The organism is Rhodococcus sp. 14C212 (genome assembly GCF_011058195.1).
Lineage (GTDB): Bacteria > Actinomycetota > Actinomycetes > Mycobacteriales > Mycobacteriaceae > Rhodococcus > Rhodococcus aetherivorans.
The window spans coordinates 1-15914 of record NZ_JAALEH010000111.1; the positions used below are offsets into that span (position 1 = coordinate 1).

General features: G+C 68.4%; 17 protein-coding genes and 3 pseudogenes. 10 read left to right on the forward strand and 10 right to left on the reverse strand.

Features of this window, described 5'->3' with window-relative positions; genetic code table 11:
* Positions 1–611: transcriptional regulator (locus G6038_RS27210; protein ID WP_165041552.1), on the forward strand; the 611-nt coding region annotated here is incomplete at its 5' end.
* 37 nt (positions 612–648) lie between these two features.
* A pseudogene (locus G6038_RS27215) lies at positions 649–834 on the forward strand (IS3 family transposase); the annotation flags it as partial.
* Between the two features lie 8 nt (positions 835–842).
* On the opposite strand, the gene G6038_RS27220 reads toward G6038_RS27215, so the two are convergent.
* Complete coding sequence (locus G6038_RS27220; RefSeq protein WP_165041554.1) at positions 843–1718, reverse strand: hypothetical protein; 876 nt, start codon at positions 1716–1718, stop codon at positions 843–845.
* 294 nt (positions 1719–2012) lie between these two features.
* Between G6038_RS27220 and G6038_RS27225 the strand changes: the two genes are divergently transcribed.
* The 3 genes and pseudogenes from G6038_RS27225 to G6038_RS27240 all read left to right on the forward strand — a co-directional run bounded on the left by G6038_RS27225 (position 2013) and on the right by G6038_RS27240 (position 3516).
* Positions 2013–2294 carry a hypothetical protein gene (locus G6038_RS27225; protein ID WP_165041556.1) on the forward strand — a complete coding sequence of 94 codons (282 nt, stop codon included), beginning with the start codon at positions 2013–2015 and terminating at the stop codon, positions 2292–2294.
* A 107-nt stretch (positions 2295–2401) separates the two neighbouring features.
* Positions 2402–2608: pseudogene (locus tag G6038_RS27230) on the forward strand (deaminase); the annotation flags it as partial.
* Between the two features lie 491 nt (positions 2609–3099).
* On the forward strand, positions 3100–3516 hold the full coding sequence (locus G6038_RS27240) for an SHOCT domain-containing protein (protein WP_165041558.1): 417 nt from the start codon (positions 3100–3102) through the stop codon (positions 3514–3516).
* A 103-nt stretch (positions 3517–3619) separates the two neighbouring features.
* On the opposite strand, the gene G6038_RS27245 is transcribed toward G6038_RS27240, so the two are convergent.
* Entirely contained in the window at positions 3620–5689 is a 2070-nt protein-coding gene (locus G6038_RS27245) for a phage holin family protein (protein ID WP_165041561.1), read from the reverse strand.
* Positions 5690–5724: 35 nt separating this feature from the next.
* Here G6038_RS27245 and G6038_RS27250 point away from each other — a divergent pair, with 35 nt between their 5' ends.
* Entirely contained in the window at positions 5725–6546 is an 822-nt protein-coding gene (locus G6038_RS27250) for an MBL fold metallo-hydrolase (RefSeq protein ID WP_165041563.1), read from the forward strand.
* A 136-nt stretch (positions 6547–6682) separates the two neighbouring features.
* Here the strand turns inward: G6038_RS27250 and G6038_RS27255 are convergent, their stop codons facing one another.
* The 3 genes from G6038_RS27255 to G6038_RS27265 form a co-directional block, all read right to left on the reverse strand.
* Entirely contained in the window at positions 6683–6946 is a 264-nt protein-coding gene (locus G6038_RS27255) for a hypothetical protein (protein ID WP_165041565.1), read from the reverse strand.
* Positions 6947–7109: 163 nt separating this feature from the next.
* Positions 7110–7532, reverse strand: coding sequence for a hypothetical protein (locus tag G6038_RS27260; RefSeq protein WP_165041567.1), 423 nt, complete (start codon positions 7530–7532; stop codon positions 7110–7112).
* Positions 7533–7718: 186 nt separating this feature from the next.
* A complete protein-coding gene (locus tag G6038_RS27265; protein ID WP_165041569.1) occupies positions 7719–8783 on the reverse strand; it encodes a beta-mannosidase in 1065 nt (354 codons plus the stop codon).
* Positions 8784–9281: 498 nt separating this feature from the next.
* Here G6038_RS27265 and G6038_RS27270 point away from each other — a divergent pair, with 498 nt between their 5' ends.
* Positions 9282–10100: a DUF1214 domain-containing protein gene (locus tag G6038_RS27270; protein ID WP_206025707.1), complete on the forward strand. Its 819-nt coding sequence runs from the start codon at positions 9282–9284 to the stop codon at positions 10098–10100.
* Between the two features lie 16 nt (positions 10101–10116).
* On the opposite strand, the gene G6038_RS27275 is transcribed toward G6038_RS27270, so the two are convergent.
* The 4 genes from G6038_RS27275 to G6038_RS27290 are packed head-to-tail and all read right to left on the reverse strand — an operon-like array spanning position 10117 to position 12402.
* Complete coding sequence (locus G6038_RS27275) at positions 10117–10878, reverse strand: ABC transporter permease (protein ID WP_165041571.1); 762 nt, start codon at positions 10876–10878, stop codon at positions 10117–10119.
* Positions 10875–11702 carry an ATP-binding cassette domain-containing protein gene (locus G6038_RS27280; RefSeq protein ID WP_165041573.1) on the reverse strand — a complete coding sequence of 276 codons (828 nt, stop codon included), beginning with the start codon at positions 11700–11702 and terminating at the stop codon, positions 10875–10877. Before G6038_RS27280 ends, G6038_RS27275 begins: the two co-directional genes overlap by 4 nt.
* Before the next feature lie 23 nt (positions 11703–11725).
* Positions 11726–12070 carry a DUF1048 domain-containing protein gene (locus G6038_RS27285; RefSeq protein ID WP_165041583.1) on the reverse strand — a complete coding sequence of 115 codons (345 nt, stop codon included), beginning with the start codon at positions 12068–12070 and terminating at the stop codon, positions 11726–11728.
* Between the two features lie 2 nt (positions 12071–12072).
* On the reverse strand, positions 12073–12402 hold the full coding sequence (locus G6038_RS27290; protein ID WP_165041575.1) for a PadR family transcriptional regulator: 330 nt from the start codon (positions 12400–12402) through the stop codon (positions 12073–12075).
* Between the two features lie 359 nt (positions 12403–12761).
* On the opposite strand from G6038_RS27290, the gene G6038_RS27295 reads away from it, so the two are divergent.
* From G6038_RS27295 to G6038_RS27305, 3 genes are read left to right on the forward strand one after another with little or no spacing between them, the layout of a single operon-like run.
* Entirely contained in the window at positions 12762–13958 is a 1197-nt protein-coding gene (locus G6038_RS27295; RefSeq protein ID WP_165041577.1) for an acyl-CoA desaturase, read from the forward strand.
* Between the two features lie 36 nt (positions 13959–13994).
* A complete protein-coding gene (locus G6038_RS27300) occupies positions 13995–14843 on the forward strand; it encodes a hypothetical protein (RefSeq protein WP_240918779.1) in 849 nt (282 codons plus the stop codon).
* A 43-nt stretch (positions 14844–14886) separates the two neighbouring features.
* Positions 14887–15468, forward strand: coding sequence for a GNAT family N-acetyltransferase (locus tag G6038_RS27305; protein WP_165041579.1), 582 nt, complete (start codon positions 14887–14889; stop codon positions 15466–15468).
* A 7-nt stretch (positions 15469–15475) separates the two neighbouring features.
* Here G6038_RS27305 and G6038_RS27310 read toward each other — a convergent pair.
* Positions 15476–15914 (reverse strand): annotated as a pseudogene (locus G6038_RS27310) (hypothetical protein); the annotation flags it as partial.

Sequence of the window (15914 nt, forward strand, 5' to 3'; positions counted from 1 at the left end):
CCGCCCGGCCCACCCACCGCGCACCCCGTCGCCGCAAGCAGGCCCAGGTGCGGCCGCGGGTGCAGTGGATGCTCGATTCGATGACCGCCTCCGCCGCGTTCGTCCGCAACGGACGCATGGACATCCTCGCCACCAACGCGCTCGGCCGCGCGCTGTACTCGCCGCTGTTCACCGACGACCGCAGACCCGCCAACATCGCCCGATTCCAGTTCCTCGACCCCGGCGCCCAGGACTACTTCCCGGACTGGGACGGGGCCGCCAACGTGACCGTGGCGCTGTTGCGCGCCGAGGCCGGCCGCGACCCGCACAACAAGGACCTGCGCCAGCTCGTCGGTGAACTCTCCACGCTCAGCGACGAATTCCGCGCCCGGTGGGCAGCACACAACGTCCGCATCCACCACGCCGGGAACAAGCAGTTCAACCACCCGGTGGTCGGGCCCCTCGACCTCGTGTACCACTCCCTGGACCTGGCCGCGGACGACGACTGGGTCCTGGATCTGACCATCTACACCGCCGAACCCGGAACCGCCTCCGAGGACCGGCTCAAGCTTCTCGCCAGCTGGGCCGCCACCCATCTCCCTGATCTCTCCGCCACCGAACCGTCGGGCTGAGACGGTCCTTCACCTACTGCGGGGGTGGTCGATGCCCCTGGGGTGGCGGGTGATGACCACACGAAAGTCACACCGCTGGTCAGCGGCGTGCCCGAGCACTGTTCACCCGAAGGAGAGCCGATTGGGTTTCACTTCAACAGGTTTGGTTCATCACTCGGATGCGCTCGGTGAGTACATCTCGCGGGCGTTCACCGACGCACTGACCGAACCGGGCATCGCCGGCGGGCTGCCTCAGGCGCCGGTGCTCGGCCCGCGGAGGTATCTGCCGAGGTAACTCTCGTCGAGGGCGAGTGCTTTGGTGATCGTCGCGGCACCCACGATCACCAGCGACAGCACGAACAGCCAGCTGATCGAGGTGAACACCACCCCCAGGGGACCGAACTTCGCCTCTGCTGTGGCTGTGAACCTCGGCAGCACGATCCGACCTGCGGCACGGACCATTGTGAGGCCCGACGCGGTGAGCATCCCGGTGGCCCACAGCACGCGACCGGACAACGCACCCTTGGTGAGCAGATGCGGGCACACGGTCCACACGGCCATCCACACCGCCAGTTCGCCGAGGATCGCCAGCGGTCTGCCGACGTACTGCAGCCCGGACACCTGCCGGATCACGCCGATCAGCGCAGTCGACGCTGCGATCAAGAGGAGGACCACCAGCCACCGCCAGGCGTCGCGGGCGCTGATCGACGGCACGTTCCAGATCTTTCCGTAGATCCGTGCCAGCGTCCGGGTGAATGATGTGCCGCTGATGACGACCAGCAGCAACCCCAGGACACCGAATGCCGCGAAGGACGGGTCAGCGGCGGTGAATACGCTGGTCCCGGTCGGCAGAGCGGTCGAGTCGAGACCGAGTTGGTCCTCGATTGCGCGGGTGGCGAGATCCCAGTTACTGAAGATCGAGGCGGCGATGATCAATGGCAGCACCGAGGTGAAGATCTTGGCTGCGAGGCTCATCGATCGGTCGGCGAGCTCGATGTCGATGAGCCCGTCGATGACGCGCCGGACCGTCCGTCCCGGTGGTGTTCCCTGCAACCAGCCGTTCGCGGATTCGGTACGCGCGGCGAGGGCTTCTCGGCCCAATGCGACTGACAGTTTGGTTGGACGCACAGAGTCGACTCAACCCCACGATCAGGTGTTTGTCACCGCACCATCCGGCTCGGACTCCGGGATCCGAACCGGGCGGTGTGAGGGCGGCATGCCACCTCCCGCAATCGAATCGCCGTCCACCCAGCGTTGATCTTGGTCGCCCCCATCCCCCGGGCCGGCGCCCGGTCCCGTCGGGCGGCTCCTCACGGAGGTCACCGACGCCGATCCTCTTGTTCCAAGGCGTGACGCCGCGGGCCTGCGGGGCGGATAATGGCGGCGGGTGATCGGTGCTGGGCCGAGTCGAGGGCGGTCGGCATGCAGTGGCAGCAGCGTTGGGCGGTCGAGGGTGTGCAGACCGGGGTTCTGATCGTGCGGTCTCTGGTCGCGGAGGCGCTCGACGAGGTCCCCGCGGGAGTCGCACTGCGCGATGTTGCGCTGACCGACGATCTTCGGTGCCGCTACGAGCATGCCCGCCGGTTGCTGGCCCGTGCGGTGGCCGAGGCCCGGGCGCTCGGTGTGGTCGTGGCCCCGCTCCCCGAACTCGACCCGGACCGGCTTTACCGGGCGCTGCGGCCGAGTGAGTCGGGGACGAATTAGAGCACCTGCCGGTCGGCCGGAGCCGACGGATTTCCGGCGCGGGAAGGGCGCCGAGGGTCGGTCTTCGGTGGTCGGTATTCGCCGGCGCACCCCGATCACCGCGGAGCAACTGGGGCGGCTACTGGGGCAAGCAAGGCACCGAGCTGCTCGACCACCGCCTCGCCGTGTACGACGCGGAGCAGCGGATGGTTCTCGGGGCCAATACCTATCGGCGCTTCGTGCGACTGCCGGCTTCGAGCACCGAGGAGTCCGGCGTGAACGATCCATGGGTCACCCGGATGAGGAACATGCCGGCAACGGTGGTGTCGACGACATTCGCTCCGGCTCTGATCGCGCCGGCGCTCCTCGGTCTCGTCGGGGCGGTCGCCGCAGTGTTCTTCCCGGCACAGCCGACCCGGGAGCGGCGCGGGCGTCGTGTTGACGGTTTCGGGCGCTTTGCGCAGATGGGAGGCGTACGATCAGTGCGCTCGACCCGTCGAGGGCCGAGGCAGCAGGGATACGAGATGAGCATGCCGGGTTCCGGTGCCGACCCCGTCACGGTGGATCGGCTGGTCGCCGAGTTCGGCGACGATGTGCCACGAGCGGTCGTCGAGGCCGTGGTGGTAGCTGGTGTCGATGATCTGAGCGGGGTTCCGGAGCCGGATCTGCCGGAACTCGGAGAACGACTCGCCCGTCAGCGGTTGCTGAATCTGGTGAAGTCGCGAACGACGGCGGTGCCGTAACGACGGTATCGCTGCAGCACCGTCCCGCAGTTCCCACAGCCGACGGCGTCGACGCCGTCGGCCCGGTCGAGGAGGTTCATGTCATGGATTCGTTCTGGGATTACGTGTGGTACACGATCGTCGTGTTCGCCTTCGTGGCGTATCTGATGGTGCTGTTCCAGATTCTCGTCGATCTGTTCCGCGATCCCGCCGTCTCCGGCTTCGTCAAGGCGGTGTGGGTGATCGTGCTGGTGCTCTTCCCGTACATCAGCGCGCTGGTCTACCTGATCGTCCGTGGTCGAGGCATGGCGCTGCGGGCGCAGCAGGCACAAGCGCACACCAAGCAGGCCACCGACGAGTACATCCGGAAGGTGGCGGTGGGCAAGTCGCCGGCCGAGCAGATCGCCGACGCGAAGGCACTGCTCGACTCGGGTGCGATCACCGCCGCGGAGTTCGAGCAACTCAAGGCCCACGCGCTCGGGCAGGGCGCCGCCGGGCGTGACGGCGTGCCCGTCGGCTGACCTGTCGCCCGGGTGCGGGCATCGGTGCGATGACCTGCCGCCAGGTGGGCAAGAGAACGGGTGCACCTTCTGCCCGTCGTCCCGCCGACCTGGCGACCTGCTGTCAGCCCCGGGGTGCCCGGCGTCCCGGGTCGTCCGCATGAGCCGACACGTCCTGATTCGTCACCGCTGTGCGCGGTCCCGCCAGCAGATCCCGCCATCCGACGAGCACCTTGTGCACGTTTTCGGCGCCGTGCAGCGGCTCGGGTGGTGCGGGCAGGTCGGCGGGGTAGAGGAGAAACGGGGTGCTCTGCGGTCCGCCCATGCCGCCGTGCGACCCGACCTGCTCCTCGAACGCCGCGACCTCGTCGGTGTCGGGCCAGTACGTGCCGCCGACCATGATGTCGGCGACGTTGTCGAAGGTGTCGGTGCGTCGCACCTTCGCCAGCGCGTCGGGGCCCATCACCGCGAGGGGGTTTCGGCCGGTGACCTCGCCGGTGGTCACGTCGACCTGCCCGTGGGGTCCGAGCACCACGGACCCGCCGGGGGCGGCCACGAGCAGGAACCCGATCCCGGGATGCTCGCGGAGCCCGGTGAGCAGCCCAGGGTGGGCGGCCTCGATGGTGTTGACGTCGGCGCGTCCGGGCAGGTGCGGGAAGTAGATCAGACCGAGGTTGCCCGAGCCGAGCACGATCGGTTCGCCTGCCTGGGCGTGGGCCTCCTCGCCGGCGGTCGACGCGTGCATGCTGGCTGCGGCGTAGGCGCGCCCCTCCGCGCCGGGCGGCGCGGAGGTATCGGAGTCGCGCTCGTACCGGTGACGGCCCACCGCGGCCGGATCGCCCTGCGCGACCAGCCGGATGACCAACTGCCGCAGCGTTTCTCCGTAGCGTTGCAGGAAGGTCGCGCCCTGACTCTGCCCGTGGTCCGAGAGCACGACGGCGCGGTAGGGCCGATCGGCCTGCTCCATCACAGCGAGCAGCATCTCGACGATCTCGTCGAGTTTGGTCAGCACCGCCAGGGTCTCGGGCCTGGAGATGCCGGAGTGGTGCGAGACCTCGTCGTAACCGATCAGGTCGACGTAGACGACGCTGCGCCCCTTGATCAGATCACCGACCACCGCGGCGGCGGCGACGTCGGTGGCGAGCACGGTCGCGAACGCCCGCACGAACGGATACATCCCGCCCCGCGGCACCCGCGGCTGGATGTCCTTTCGCTTCTGCCGCAGTGACTGGCGTACTTCCCGTTGCAGTTCCGCGAACATCCGGATGAACGTGCGCAGCGCGCTCGCCGGGTCGGCGAAATAGTCGCTGTAGCCGGCACCGCCGCCGAGGCGGGCACCGCGCATGCGGCTGACGACGAGCACGTTGTCGTGCGCGCCGCCGGTGAACAGGTTGCCGCGGCTCGTACCGTCGTGCGCGAGCAGACTGGGGATCTCGGCTCGTTCGAGTTCGCGCTGTTCGTTGTCGGCCGGGTTGCTGAACACCGAGATGCGCTCGGTCGTCTTGTCGTACCAGCGGAACGCCGGCACGTTGTGGTTGGAGCCGTGCAGCACGCCCAGCTGGGTCGCACCGGTCTGACTGCTCCAGTCGGTGTGCCACGGCACCAGCCGGTGGGACTCGCGCACCAACTTCGCCAGCCCAGGGGTGACACCGTCGGCGATCGCGCGCCGCAGTACGTCGTAACCGAGGCCGTCGATCTGAATGCACAACAGCCCCGGGGACGCCTCCACGAGCGCGGCGTTGCGACGCAACCGGAACCGCTGCCGGCGCATCAGCATCAACCGGTACGCGGTATCGGAACGGGACGCGATCGCGCCCGAGACCACGGAGGTGAACAGCGAGAGCAGCGCCGCGAGGAAGACCGCATCGCGCGGCTGGTCCACCGTCGCGACCGGCACCAAATACAGCGCCAACAGCATGATCACACCGCCGGCGAGGAACACCCCGACGAACAGCAGCACCGGCCCGATCCACGACATGAACCGCATCATCACAGGCCACAGCGCCGCGTTCAGGAGGCCGAACACCAACGCGAGCACCAACGCGGCAGGGAGCGTCGGTAGCGGAGCAAAGCCCGACCGGTCCAGGGTGATGCCGCCGAGGATGCGGTCGAGCACGAGGAGCGCGAGCGCCGACGACCCCCACAGCACGAGGAACTCGACGAGCACCCGCACCACGCCGCCCACCGTGCGCATCGCACCCCCTTCCCTCATCTGGAATCGTAAGGGTCGTGAACGCGACGCCGGGTCCGAATACCGCCGCATCCGGTATGCGTTGGCTCGGGCATGCCAGCGCGCTGATCGTGGACCGCGGGACGGTCGTCCTGACCGATCCGGTGCTGACCGACCGCGTCGCGCACCTGCGCCGCCGCCGGGGGCCCACCCCGAGCGGACCGCACGTGCGCAACCCGGACGTGGTCCTGCTCTCGCACCTGCACGCCGACCACACCCACCTGCCGTCGCTGCGGCTGCTCGATCCGGACGTTCCGATCGTGGTCCCGTGGCGGGCGATCGACGGCCTGCCCGCACTGCGCCGATTCGCCGACCGTCTGGTGCCGCTGCGGCCCGGCGACGAGACACGGATCGGCACGGTCACCGTGCGCGCCGTGCCCGCCGACCACGACGGCCGACGCTGGCGGCGCGGACCGGAACTCGCGCCGGCGATCGGGTACGTCGTCGAGGGTGACCGGCGAACCTACTTCGCCGGCGACACCGACCTGTACCCGGACCTCGCCGACCACGTCGGCGCGGTGGACCTCGCGCTGTTACCCGTCGGCGGCTGGGGTCCGACCCTCGGCAACGGCCACCTCGACCCGGCTCGGGCCGCGATCGTCGCACGGCTGGTGGAGGCGGGCCTGGCAGTGCCGATCCACTACGGCACGATGTGGCCGATCGGCCTCGACGCCGTGCGCCCCCGGTTGTTCTTCGGCCCCGGCGCCGAGTTCGTCCACCACGCCGAGCGCGAGGGGGTCGTTGCCGTGGAGTTGCAGCCAGGTGGCGAACTCGGCGAACCGGACACCGGTCCCGGTTCGCCGAAAACACGTTCCGTATGAACTCGGATGCCCCGAACCCCCTCGTTCGCGAGCGTAGGCAGGCAACCGGCGGCCTCTGCATATCCCACATCGCGGGGATGAACGGGGCACTGAGGACGAGCCCGACGGTGACGTCCCGGTGGCGACACCACTGCCGCTACGCGCGTTCGGTCCGCGGCGCGTGGGAACCGTCGCCGAGGTCGCGACGGGCGGACCTTTCGATCAACAGCGGCACGAAGGCTCGGATCTTCGCATCGGCGAACCGCTTCTCGGCGGTCCGCACGGCGATGTCGATGTCGGTGGACGGGACGGCGGGAAAGCAGGCGACGAGTCGCGCGACGACCAGCTCGATCTGCAGCATCTCGTCCTCGCCCGGCGGGGGACGAGGAACCCGGGCCGTAATGGGGGCGTCGTCGGTCATGATACGGACCCTTCCTCCGAACTGTGCGCCGGCGCCGCGCTCTCGGACCCAGCTCTCGACTCACGACTCGGGCGTGAAAAGCCCACGACTCGCACGCCTTCGGGGAACGGGGACGGCGGGCGCGCTGCACGGCGCGCACCGCCCCCGATCGGTGGTACTCGGCTCAGTAGTAGTCGGCTCGCGGGTTCCAGGTCGAGACCGCCCAGATCACCACCACGTCGAGCGCGATGATCAGCACCGACCACCACGGGTAGTACGGCAACCACATGAAATTCGCGAGGATCGACAGCGCGGCGATGACGATTGCCGACACCCGTGCCCACGTCGCGCCGGTGATCAAGGCAATGCCCACCACCACCATCACGACACCGAAGACGATGTGGATCCACCCCCACGTGGTGAAGTCGAACTTGAACGTGTACTCCTGCCCCTGGACGAACAGCTCGTCCTCGGCCACTGCGGCGATTCCCTGGAAGAACTGCAGGATCCCGATGGTGGCCATGATGACCGCGGCCCCGATCGATGTCCCGGCGGCAATGCCCTGCTTGACCGACATGCCTTCATCGGTCCGCATACTCTGAGACATGGTGCTCCCCTTCCGCGTCCAAACCGGCAATTGCCAGTGTGCGCCGCGGTACTCGTCCTCGGCAGGGCCTTTGGACCATTTCGCCCTTTCGGTTCGATTACGACACATGCGGCCGCGGATGGAGGTCCGGGTGCATGTCGACGTGCCACTCGGGAAGCGGAACGGTCCAGGACCGACGGCGCTGGGTCACGATCCCGAGACCCCGTGCCGGGCAAGCACATCCCACGCCGGATCGCCGGGACCAATGTCGTACGTGCACTCCCCGGTGCGCGGGTCCGGCACGAACGCCCACAGCAACGCGCCGGCGGCGCCGGCCTCGCGGTAGCCGGTCAGGGCCGCGTCCACACGCTGGGCCCGTTCGGTCAGCGGCAGGCAACTGCCGGCCTCGACGCCCAGCTCGGCCACCAGGATCGGCTTGGTCACCTGCCCGAGCCGCACCGGCAGCCACGCCGCCGCGTCGTAGTCGTGATACTGCAGCACGTCCACGTACGGCGACTTCGCGAGCTGCGCGTAGCCGTCCCCGGCGCTGCCGCACTGGTCACCGCCGATCAGGCCGAGGGTGATCGGGTGCCGCGGATCGGTCTCCCGCACGATCCGCCCGACCGCGTCGGTCCACGACCGCAGCAGCTGCGCCGAGTCGGCCGGGCACGAACGCCGCGACAGGCTGCACGCCTCGTCGCCGCACACGCCCGGCTCGGGCTCGCCCAGCAGGTCCCACGCGGCGAGCGCCGGTGAGACCCGCCATCGGTCCACGGCCAGCCGCACCCAGTCGCGGTAGCTGACCGCGAACGGGGCCCGGCGCGTGGTCCAGCCGTGCTCGTACCAGGCGCGGTCCTTGTACAGCTCGTTGCCGCACGCGCCGTCCTGCGGGGACAGCACCGGCATCACGAGCTGTCCGTGCCGCTCGGCGGCGGCGAACACGGCGTCGATCGCCGCGAAGTCCAGCGTCCCGGTGACGCGGTTCAACGCCAGCGCCTGAAAGGCGTTGAACCGCGTCAGCGACGACGGCGGCAGCGACGAGAAGTACACGTCCAGGTCCACCTGCGCGCCGCAGCCGCCGTTGACGTCCCAGTCGGAGGCGAGCTGATAGGCGTTGAGCCCGGTCGGCCACCACGGCTTCCCGTCCAGAATCAGGCCACGGCCGTCGACCGTGACACGCGCCGGCGGCGGCGGTGGCCGGTCCGGCGGCGGTGGGGACGCGCACGCGGCCGCGCCGACCAGACAGGCGACGACGACGGCGGCTGCACGCATGCGCGAACGGTAGTCCCTGCCCGACCGGACGGGAAGGCGGGTGGCCACGGCGCGCACGTCGGCGGGTCGGGTGAGTTCGTGGCCCACCGCTCCCCGCCGCGGCGCCCGTCCCGGTATCCAGCCCGATCGTTGCCGACGATGACCGTCCCACTCGTCCCAGGCGGCCGCGCCGGCGTCCTCCCACCTTGGTGGACCCGACCGTGAACCCGACGCGCCGGCAGCATACTCAGAACCAGGAAGACCCGCGACGGTCACGTGCACCACGCCGAGGGGCGCATCCTCCGACGGGCACGCAGCGTGACTGCGCACGCGCCCGAGAGGAGCATCAGCCGTGAATGACGAGACACAACGCGCGACAGAAGGCAGCGGGACGGTCTCCGTCACGTGGGAGAACTACCCCCGTGCCAACTGCCATGCCTCATTTCAGGCAACCGTGGAGAATGGCGGGTTCGGCAGGTTCCACCATGTCAGGGAGCTCGCACCGTCGGCGAAGTCCAGTTGGGCATCGGGGAGAATCGGGACACGCTCTACTCATTGGGCGTCTTCGATCTGACCGAGCCGGTGACCATCACGAAGCCCGAGACCGGTGGCCGGTACCAGTCGATGCTCGTCCAAAATGAAGACCAGTATCTGAAGCTGAGCACCACAAGGCCCGGCAAGTACACGATCACGCGAGAGCAAGCAGGCACGCGCTACATCGGGGTGAATTTTCGCACTTTCGTGGACCCGAACGACCCGGTCGATGTGAGGCAAGTCCAAGAACTCCAGAACGAGATCGTGGTAGAGCAAGCATCGGCCGGCTCGTTCGAGATCCCCAACTGGGACAGGGAATCGTACCGACGTGTCGACGCGGCGTTCAGGACCCTCTATTACACGATGGACGACTGGTCGAATGCGTTCGGTGACGTCGACCAGGTCGACCCCGTGAAGTTCTACGTCGCCAGCGCTTCAGGGTGGACCGGAGTTCCCGAACCGTCCGAGGCGCTGATCCTCCAAGGCGCCCCGTCCCGGAATGACGGTAAGACGCCACACACGCTCACCGTGCGAGACGTTCCGGTCGACGGGTTCTGGTCGGTCACCGTCTACGACCGTGACCTGGCCATCGTCAAGAACAGCTACGACGCCTATATCGTGAACAGCGTCACCGCAGAGCCGAACGATGACGGCAGCGTCACGATCCACTTCGACGGTGATCCGGACCAGCCGAACTTCATCTATATCCCCGAGGGATGGCGCTACCTCGTCCGGCTCTACGGAACACGCGAGGCGATTGTCGACGGGAGTTTCCAGTTCCCCGAGCCACAGCCCGTGGCGTGAGGCACGGTCGCAGCCACTAGGCGATCCTGCGTCGGTAGGTGACCATGGCGAAGATGTACGCGACGATCAGGATGCCGACACACCAGGCGAGGGCGATCCAGATGTCGGCGCCGACCGGCTGCTGTGTGAACAGGTCGCGGATGGCGTTGACGAGGGACGTCACCGGCTGGTGCTCGGCGAAGGCGCGCACCGGGCCGGGCATGGTGTCGGTGGGCACGAATGCCGAGCTGATGAACGGTAGGAAGATGAGCGGGTAGGAGAACGCGATCGCGCCGTCCGCGGACTTCGCTGAGAGACCGGGGATTACGGCGATCCACGTCAACGCCAGGGTGAACAGGATCAGCATGCCGGCGACCGCGAGCCACGCCGACACGCCCGCCCCCGAGCGGAAGCCCATGAGGAGGGCAACGAGCACGACGACCACGAGCGAGACCAGATTGGCGACCAGCGAGGTCCCCACGTGCGCCCACAGGACGGACGAGCGTGCGATGGGCATGGACTGGAATCGCTCGAAGATGCCGCTCTTCATGTCCAGGAAGAGCCGGAATGCGGTGTAGGAGATGCCCGAAGCAATCGTGATGAGCAGAATGCCGGGCAGCAGGTAGTTCACATACGAATCCGAGCCTGAGTCGATCGCGCCGCCGAACACGTAGACGAACAGCAGCAGGAAGGCGATCGGCATGATCGTGGTCGTGACGATGGTGTCCGGGCTGCGCGTGATGTGCCGCAGGGATCGTTTCAGCAGGACGGCGGTGTCGCGGGAGAAGTGCTTGGTCATCGGTGTTCCTTACTCGTCCGTGGCGACGCTGCGGCAGTGCCGGCGTCGCCGTCCTTGCCGTCGTCACCGACGAGGGCAAGGAAGACATCTTCGAGTGTCGGCTGCTTTTCGACGTATTCGACCTTGGCGGGCGGGAGCAGCTGCTTGAGTTCGGTGAGGGTGCCGTTCACGATGATCCGGCCCTCGTGGAGGATCGCGATTCGGTCGGCGAGTTGTTCGGCCTCGTCCAGGTACTGTGTCGTGAGCAGCACCGTCGTGCCGTGCTCGGCGAGTTCCTCGACGGCGTGCCACACCTCGAGGCGCGCCTGGGGGTCGAGTCCGGTCGTCGGCTCGTCGAGGAAGATGACCGGCGGATCCCCGATGAGGCTCATCGCGATGTCGAGGCGGCGGCGCATGCCACCGGAATACGTCGACACCTTCCGCGCGGCCGCGTCGGTCAGCGAGAATCGCTCGAGCAGGTCATCCGCGATCCTGCCCGGGTCCTCGAGGTGCCGTAGCTGGGCGACCAGCACGAGGTTCTCGCGCCCGCTGAGGAGTTCGTCGACGGCGGCGAACTGTCCCGTGAGGCTGATGGACTCTCGCACGTCCGCAGCCTGCGTGGCGACGTCGAAGCCGTTGACGCCGGCAGTTCCCGCGTCGGACTTCAGCAGCGTGGACAGGATTTTCACGATCGTGGTCTTTCCCGCCCCGTTGGAGCCCAGCAGGGCGAAGATGCTGCCCCGCGCCACGTCGAAGTCGACGCCGCGCAGCACCTGCAGGTCCTTGAAAGACTTCTCCAGGCCCTCCACGCGGATCGCCGGCCCCTGCACCTGATCGGTTGTCATCCGGATATCCGTTCTCCCGTGCGTCACGATTCGGGGCCTGCGACGCGATTGATGGTGTCGGTCAGCCGTTCACGTTCCTTGCTGATCCACTGACCCTCCGGGTAGTTCCGGAGGAATGCCTCGGCGAACTCCACCGGGTCCTCCCCGACGACCGCGCGGATCGGCGTTCCGTCCGCCGCGCTCTGCTCGAAGAGATCGGCAAGGTCCTCGAACATCGAAGCCGCGCTGGAGGGGTCCCCCGGCCCGAAGTGCATCAGGTACCGCTCGAGAGCCTCGACCGCCGTGCGATAGCTCGCGGGAAGCTGTTTCGTGCGTGCCTTGTATTGCCGCCATCGCCGCTTTTCGTCGATCATCTTCGAGATGAACATGGTCACCTGCCTCCTTCGTGGAGCTGTTCGAGCCGGTCTGCGAGGAAGCTCCATGTCCTCCAGAACTCTTCGAGGTATTCCTGCCCCTGCGCGTTGAGCGAATACACCTTGCGCGGCGGCCCCTTCTCGGACGGCACCTTCTCCACGTCGACGAGGCCTCTCTTCTCGATCCTGACGAGCAGGGCGTAGATGGTGCCTTCGGCGATGTCGGAGAAGCCCTGCTCCCGCAACCATGCCGTGATCTCGTAGCCGTATGCGGGCCGGTTGGAAACGATCGCGAGGACGATGCCCTCCAGCGTTCCCTTGAGCATCTCCGTCATCTGCTTGCTCACGGAACACCCCCTCAACTACTCAGTATTACTGACTACTGGTACATAGTAACGCTGAATAGCGGCGGCGCAAGCCCCACGCGTCGAGAATCTCCGACCCACCCCGCAACCACTCGAGCAACTGCCCCCGGAAACCCAATATTCAAGTGGCGGCCATCCTCCGGAGATCCGAGGGCACGACACTGGATGAATCGAGTGCCGATCTCGGCGCAGAGGAGACACTGTGGCCGGTTGCCACTGCTGCCGACACCCCCCGGTGCGCCGAGGTCGCCGGCGGTGCACCTCTCGAGCAGGGACGACACGGTGGGTGTCCACGGCGACCGGACCGGTCACAGCACCGCACCAGAACGAGGAGGCCCGAGATGCTCGGACTGAATTTGCCTACACCGTCGTTGCCGACGCTTCCGCTGCCGGGCCGCTCCCCGGCGAGCAGGCCACCCGCGGACGTGGTCGTGCTCGACCACGACCGGGTCGAGGAACTCGGGCGCGAACTCGATGCGCTGCGGGCCCGCATCACCGCGGACCTCGGCACCCAGGATCGCGACTACCTCTTTCGCATCATCAAGGTGCAGCGGGGCGCCGAGGTGGCCGGCCGAGTCCTGATGCATTTGGGGGTGTTTCCGCCGGCGTGGCTGGCCGGCGTTGGCGCACTCGGGATTTCGAAGATTCTCGACAATATGGAGATCGGGCACAACGTGCTGCACGGTCAGTACGACTGGATGCGCGAGCCCGGCGTGAACTCCCAGGACTTCGAATGGGACAACGTCTGTCCCGCCGACCAGTGGAAATACTCGCACAACTACATGCATCACACCTACACGAACATCCTCGGGCGGGACCGCGACATCGGGTACGGCATCCTGCGGATGGACCCCGGTCAGCGTTGGAACCCGTACTACCTGGGCAACCCGCTGTATGCGCTCCTGCTGATGCTCACCTTCGAATGGGGCGTGATGCTCCACAACCTCGAGACCGACCGCGTACTCCGGGGCCGACGCCCGTGGCGCGACATCGCACCCCTGGTCCGCGGCTGGTGGCGCAAGGCCGGGCCCCAGGTCCTCAAGGACTACGTGGTCTTTCCCCTGTTGTCCGGGCCGCTGCTGCTCCCGACTCTGGCCGGGAACGCCGCCGCCAACCTGGTCCGCAACGTGTGGGCGTTCTCCATCATCTTCTGCGGCCACTTCCCGTCCGGCGTGCAGATCTTCACCGAGGACGAAACCGCCGACGAGACCCGCGGGCAGTGGTACGTGCGGCAGATGCTTGGATCGGCGAACATCACCGGCAGCCCGCTGTTCCACATCATGTCCGGAAACCTCTCGCACCAGATCGAGCACCATCTGTTCCCCGATATCCCGGCGCACCGGTATCCGGCGATGGCGCCCGAGGTGCAGGCTCTGTGTGAGAAGTACCGCCTGCCCTACAACACCGGCGGGCTGGGCCGTCAGATCGGCTCCGTGTGGGTCAAGATCGTCGTGCTCGCGCTGCCGCCGGCACTGACGCCACCGGTCCCGGCACCCGCAGTCGCGATCGAGCGGCGGACCACGAGAGCCGGCGCCTGAGCACCGGCCACCCGGTAGGGCGTGTGCTCAGCCGGCATGGAGCCGGCGTACGGCAACATGTCCGGTATGTGCTCGGATGCCGCGGCGAACCTCCTCGACACCGTCCCGGGACGCATGCTCGTCCAGTGGTATCTGCACGCCTACCGTGACGCGGATCCGCGGCCGTCCGTCGCCGAGTTCGTCGAGGCCGACGCCCTCGAGGACTTCGTCGACGACATCGTGCTGATTATCTCGATGTACCTGTACGGCAACGGCGCCAACGACGTCCTGGACATGGCCCTCACCGCACCGGCGACGATCGAGACGGCCGAGGCGATCTGCGCCGCCCTGCGTCACCCGAGCCGGAACACTCTCGACTCCCCGCAGACCCACGAGGGCACGATCACCGAGCTGAGCCTGCCGCGGGTGCGCAACCGCGCACGTCCCGGCACGCTGCCCGACGGCGCGTTCTGGACCGCGACGCCCCTGCACGACGGGACGACCGACACGTGGAGCGCCAGCGGCGAGAACCTGCGCGGCCTGAACGACCCCGCCCGCTACACCGTGCACTTCGATCCGGACGTCACGCGGATCGCCCGGATCGACACCGCCGACGACTGGGCGGCCCTGATCGCCGCCCACCCGCTCGAGTACCGCGGCGCGCACGTCCCGGACTGGCCGTCGATCGCCGAGGAGTGGGACGCCGTGCACCTGTCGGCCCTCGGCCTGCTGTGCGCCCACCCCCGGCTGTCCGAGGTGCCGTACGACCGCTACGAGGCCGGCGGCTACCGGCACAGTCAGTCGGGGCCGTGGCCCGGGGTGGGCGACTGGTCGACGGTGAGCACCGCGTGGCTACGGATTCCCGAACGGTTCGAGATCCGGCCCACCAACCGGGCCGCACCATAAACGGCTCGCGGCCGGACCCGGCGCGGCTCTACGGTGGGTCGCGATGACCGAGATACGCCCCGCCGAGCCCGCCGACGTCGACCGCGCGGCCCGCACCCTGGCGCGCGCCTTCGCCGACTATCCGTTCACCCGCCACACCGTCGATGCCCGTGACCACCTGAAACGCGTCGAGGAGTTGCAGCGGCTGTATCTGACCGAGATCGGTCTGCGCTGCGGGCGGGTGTGGGTGTCCGACGACGCCTCGGCCGTCGCGGTGTGGACCACCCCCGAATCCACCGGCATACCGGAGGCTTTCGCGCGCATCGCCGGACGCGTCGCCGAGCTGTCCGGCGATCGGGCCGACGCGGCGGCGGCCGCGGAGGAGGCGCTGGCGCCGCTGCGGCCCACCGAGCCGGCGTGGTTCCTCGCGACCGTCGCCGTCGATCCGGACCGGCAGGGCTCGGGGCTGGGCGGCGCGGTCCTCGGTCCCGGCCTCGGGGAAGCCCGCGGGGCGGGGGTACCGGCGTATCTCGAGACGTCGTCGGAGCGGAACGTCGCGTTCTACCGCAGGCTCGGGTTCGACGTCGTCGGCACCGTGGACCTGCCCGGCGACGGGCCGCGCACGTGGGCGATGATCCGCGAGTAGTGTCCCGTCACGCGAATCCCGTTCGCCTCGACGCTTCCGTCGGCAACGACACCAGCTGCGCCTTCTCCGGCTCGGAGGGCACCAGCGGTTGCAGCGGCAACGCGGCGTCCGGGGCGGTCACCGTCGCCAAGTGCTGCAGCATCACGCCCTCGCGCAGCGCCCACGGACTCACGTCGAGCAGATCGACGTCGAGCGCGCGCATCGCCTCGTCGGCGACGATCGCACCCGCGGGGATCTGCCGCGCCCGTGCGGGCGAGATGCCGCGCAGCCGCGCCCGCTCGCTTGTCGGCAGCTGCGTCAGCCGTCCCGCCCAGCGGTGCACGTCGCTGCGGCGCAGTGTGCGGCGCACGAACGGACCGCGTCGCTGAGGCGCTGCGCCCGTCAAGCGGGCCAGCTGCTTGAACGTCTTGGACGTGCCCACCACCCGCCCGAACTCCCCCTCCCAG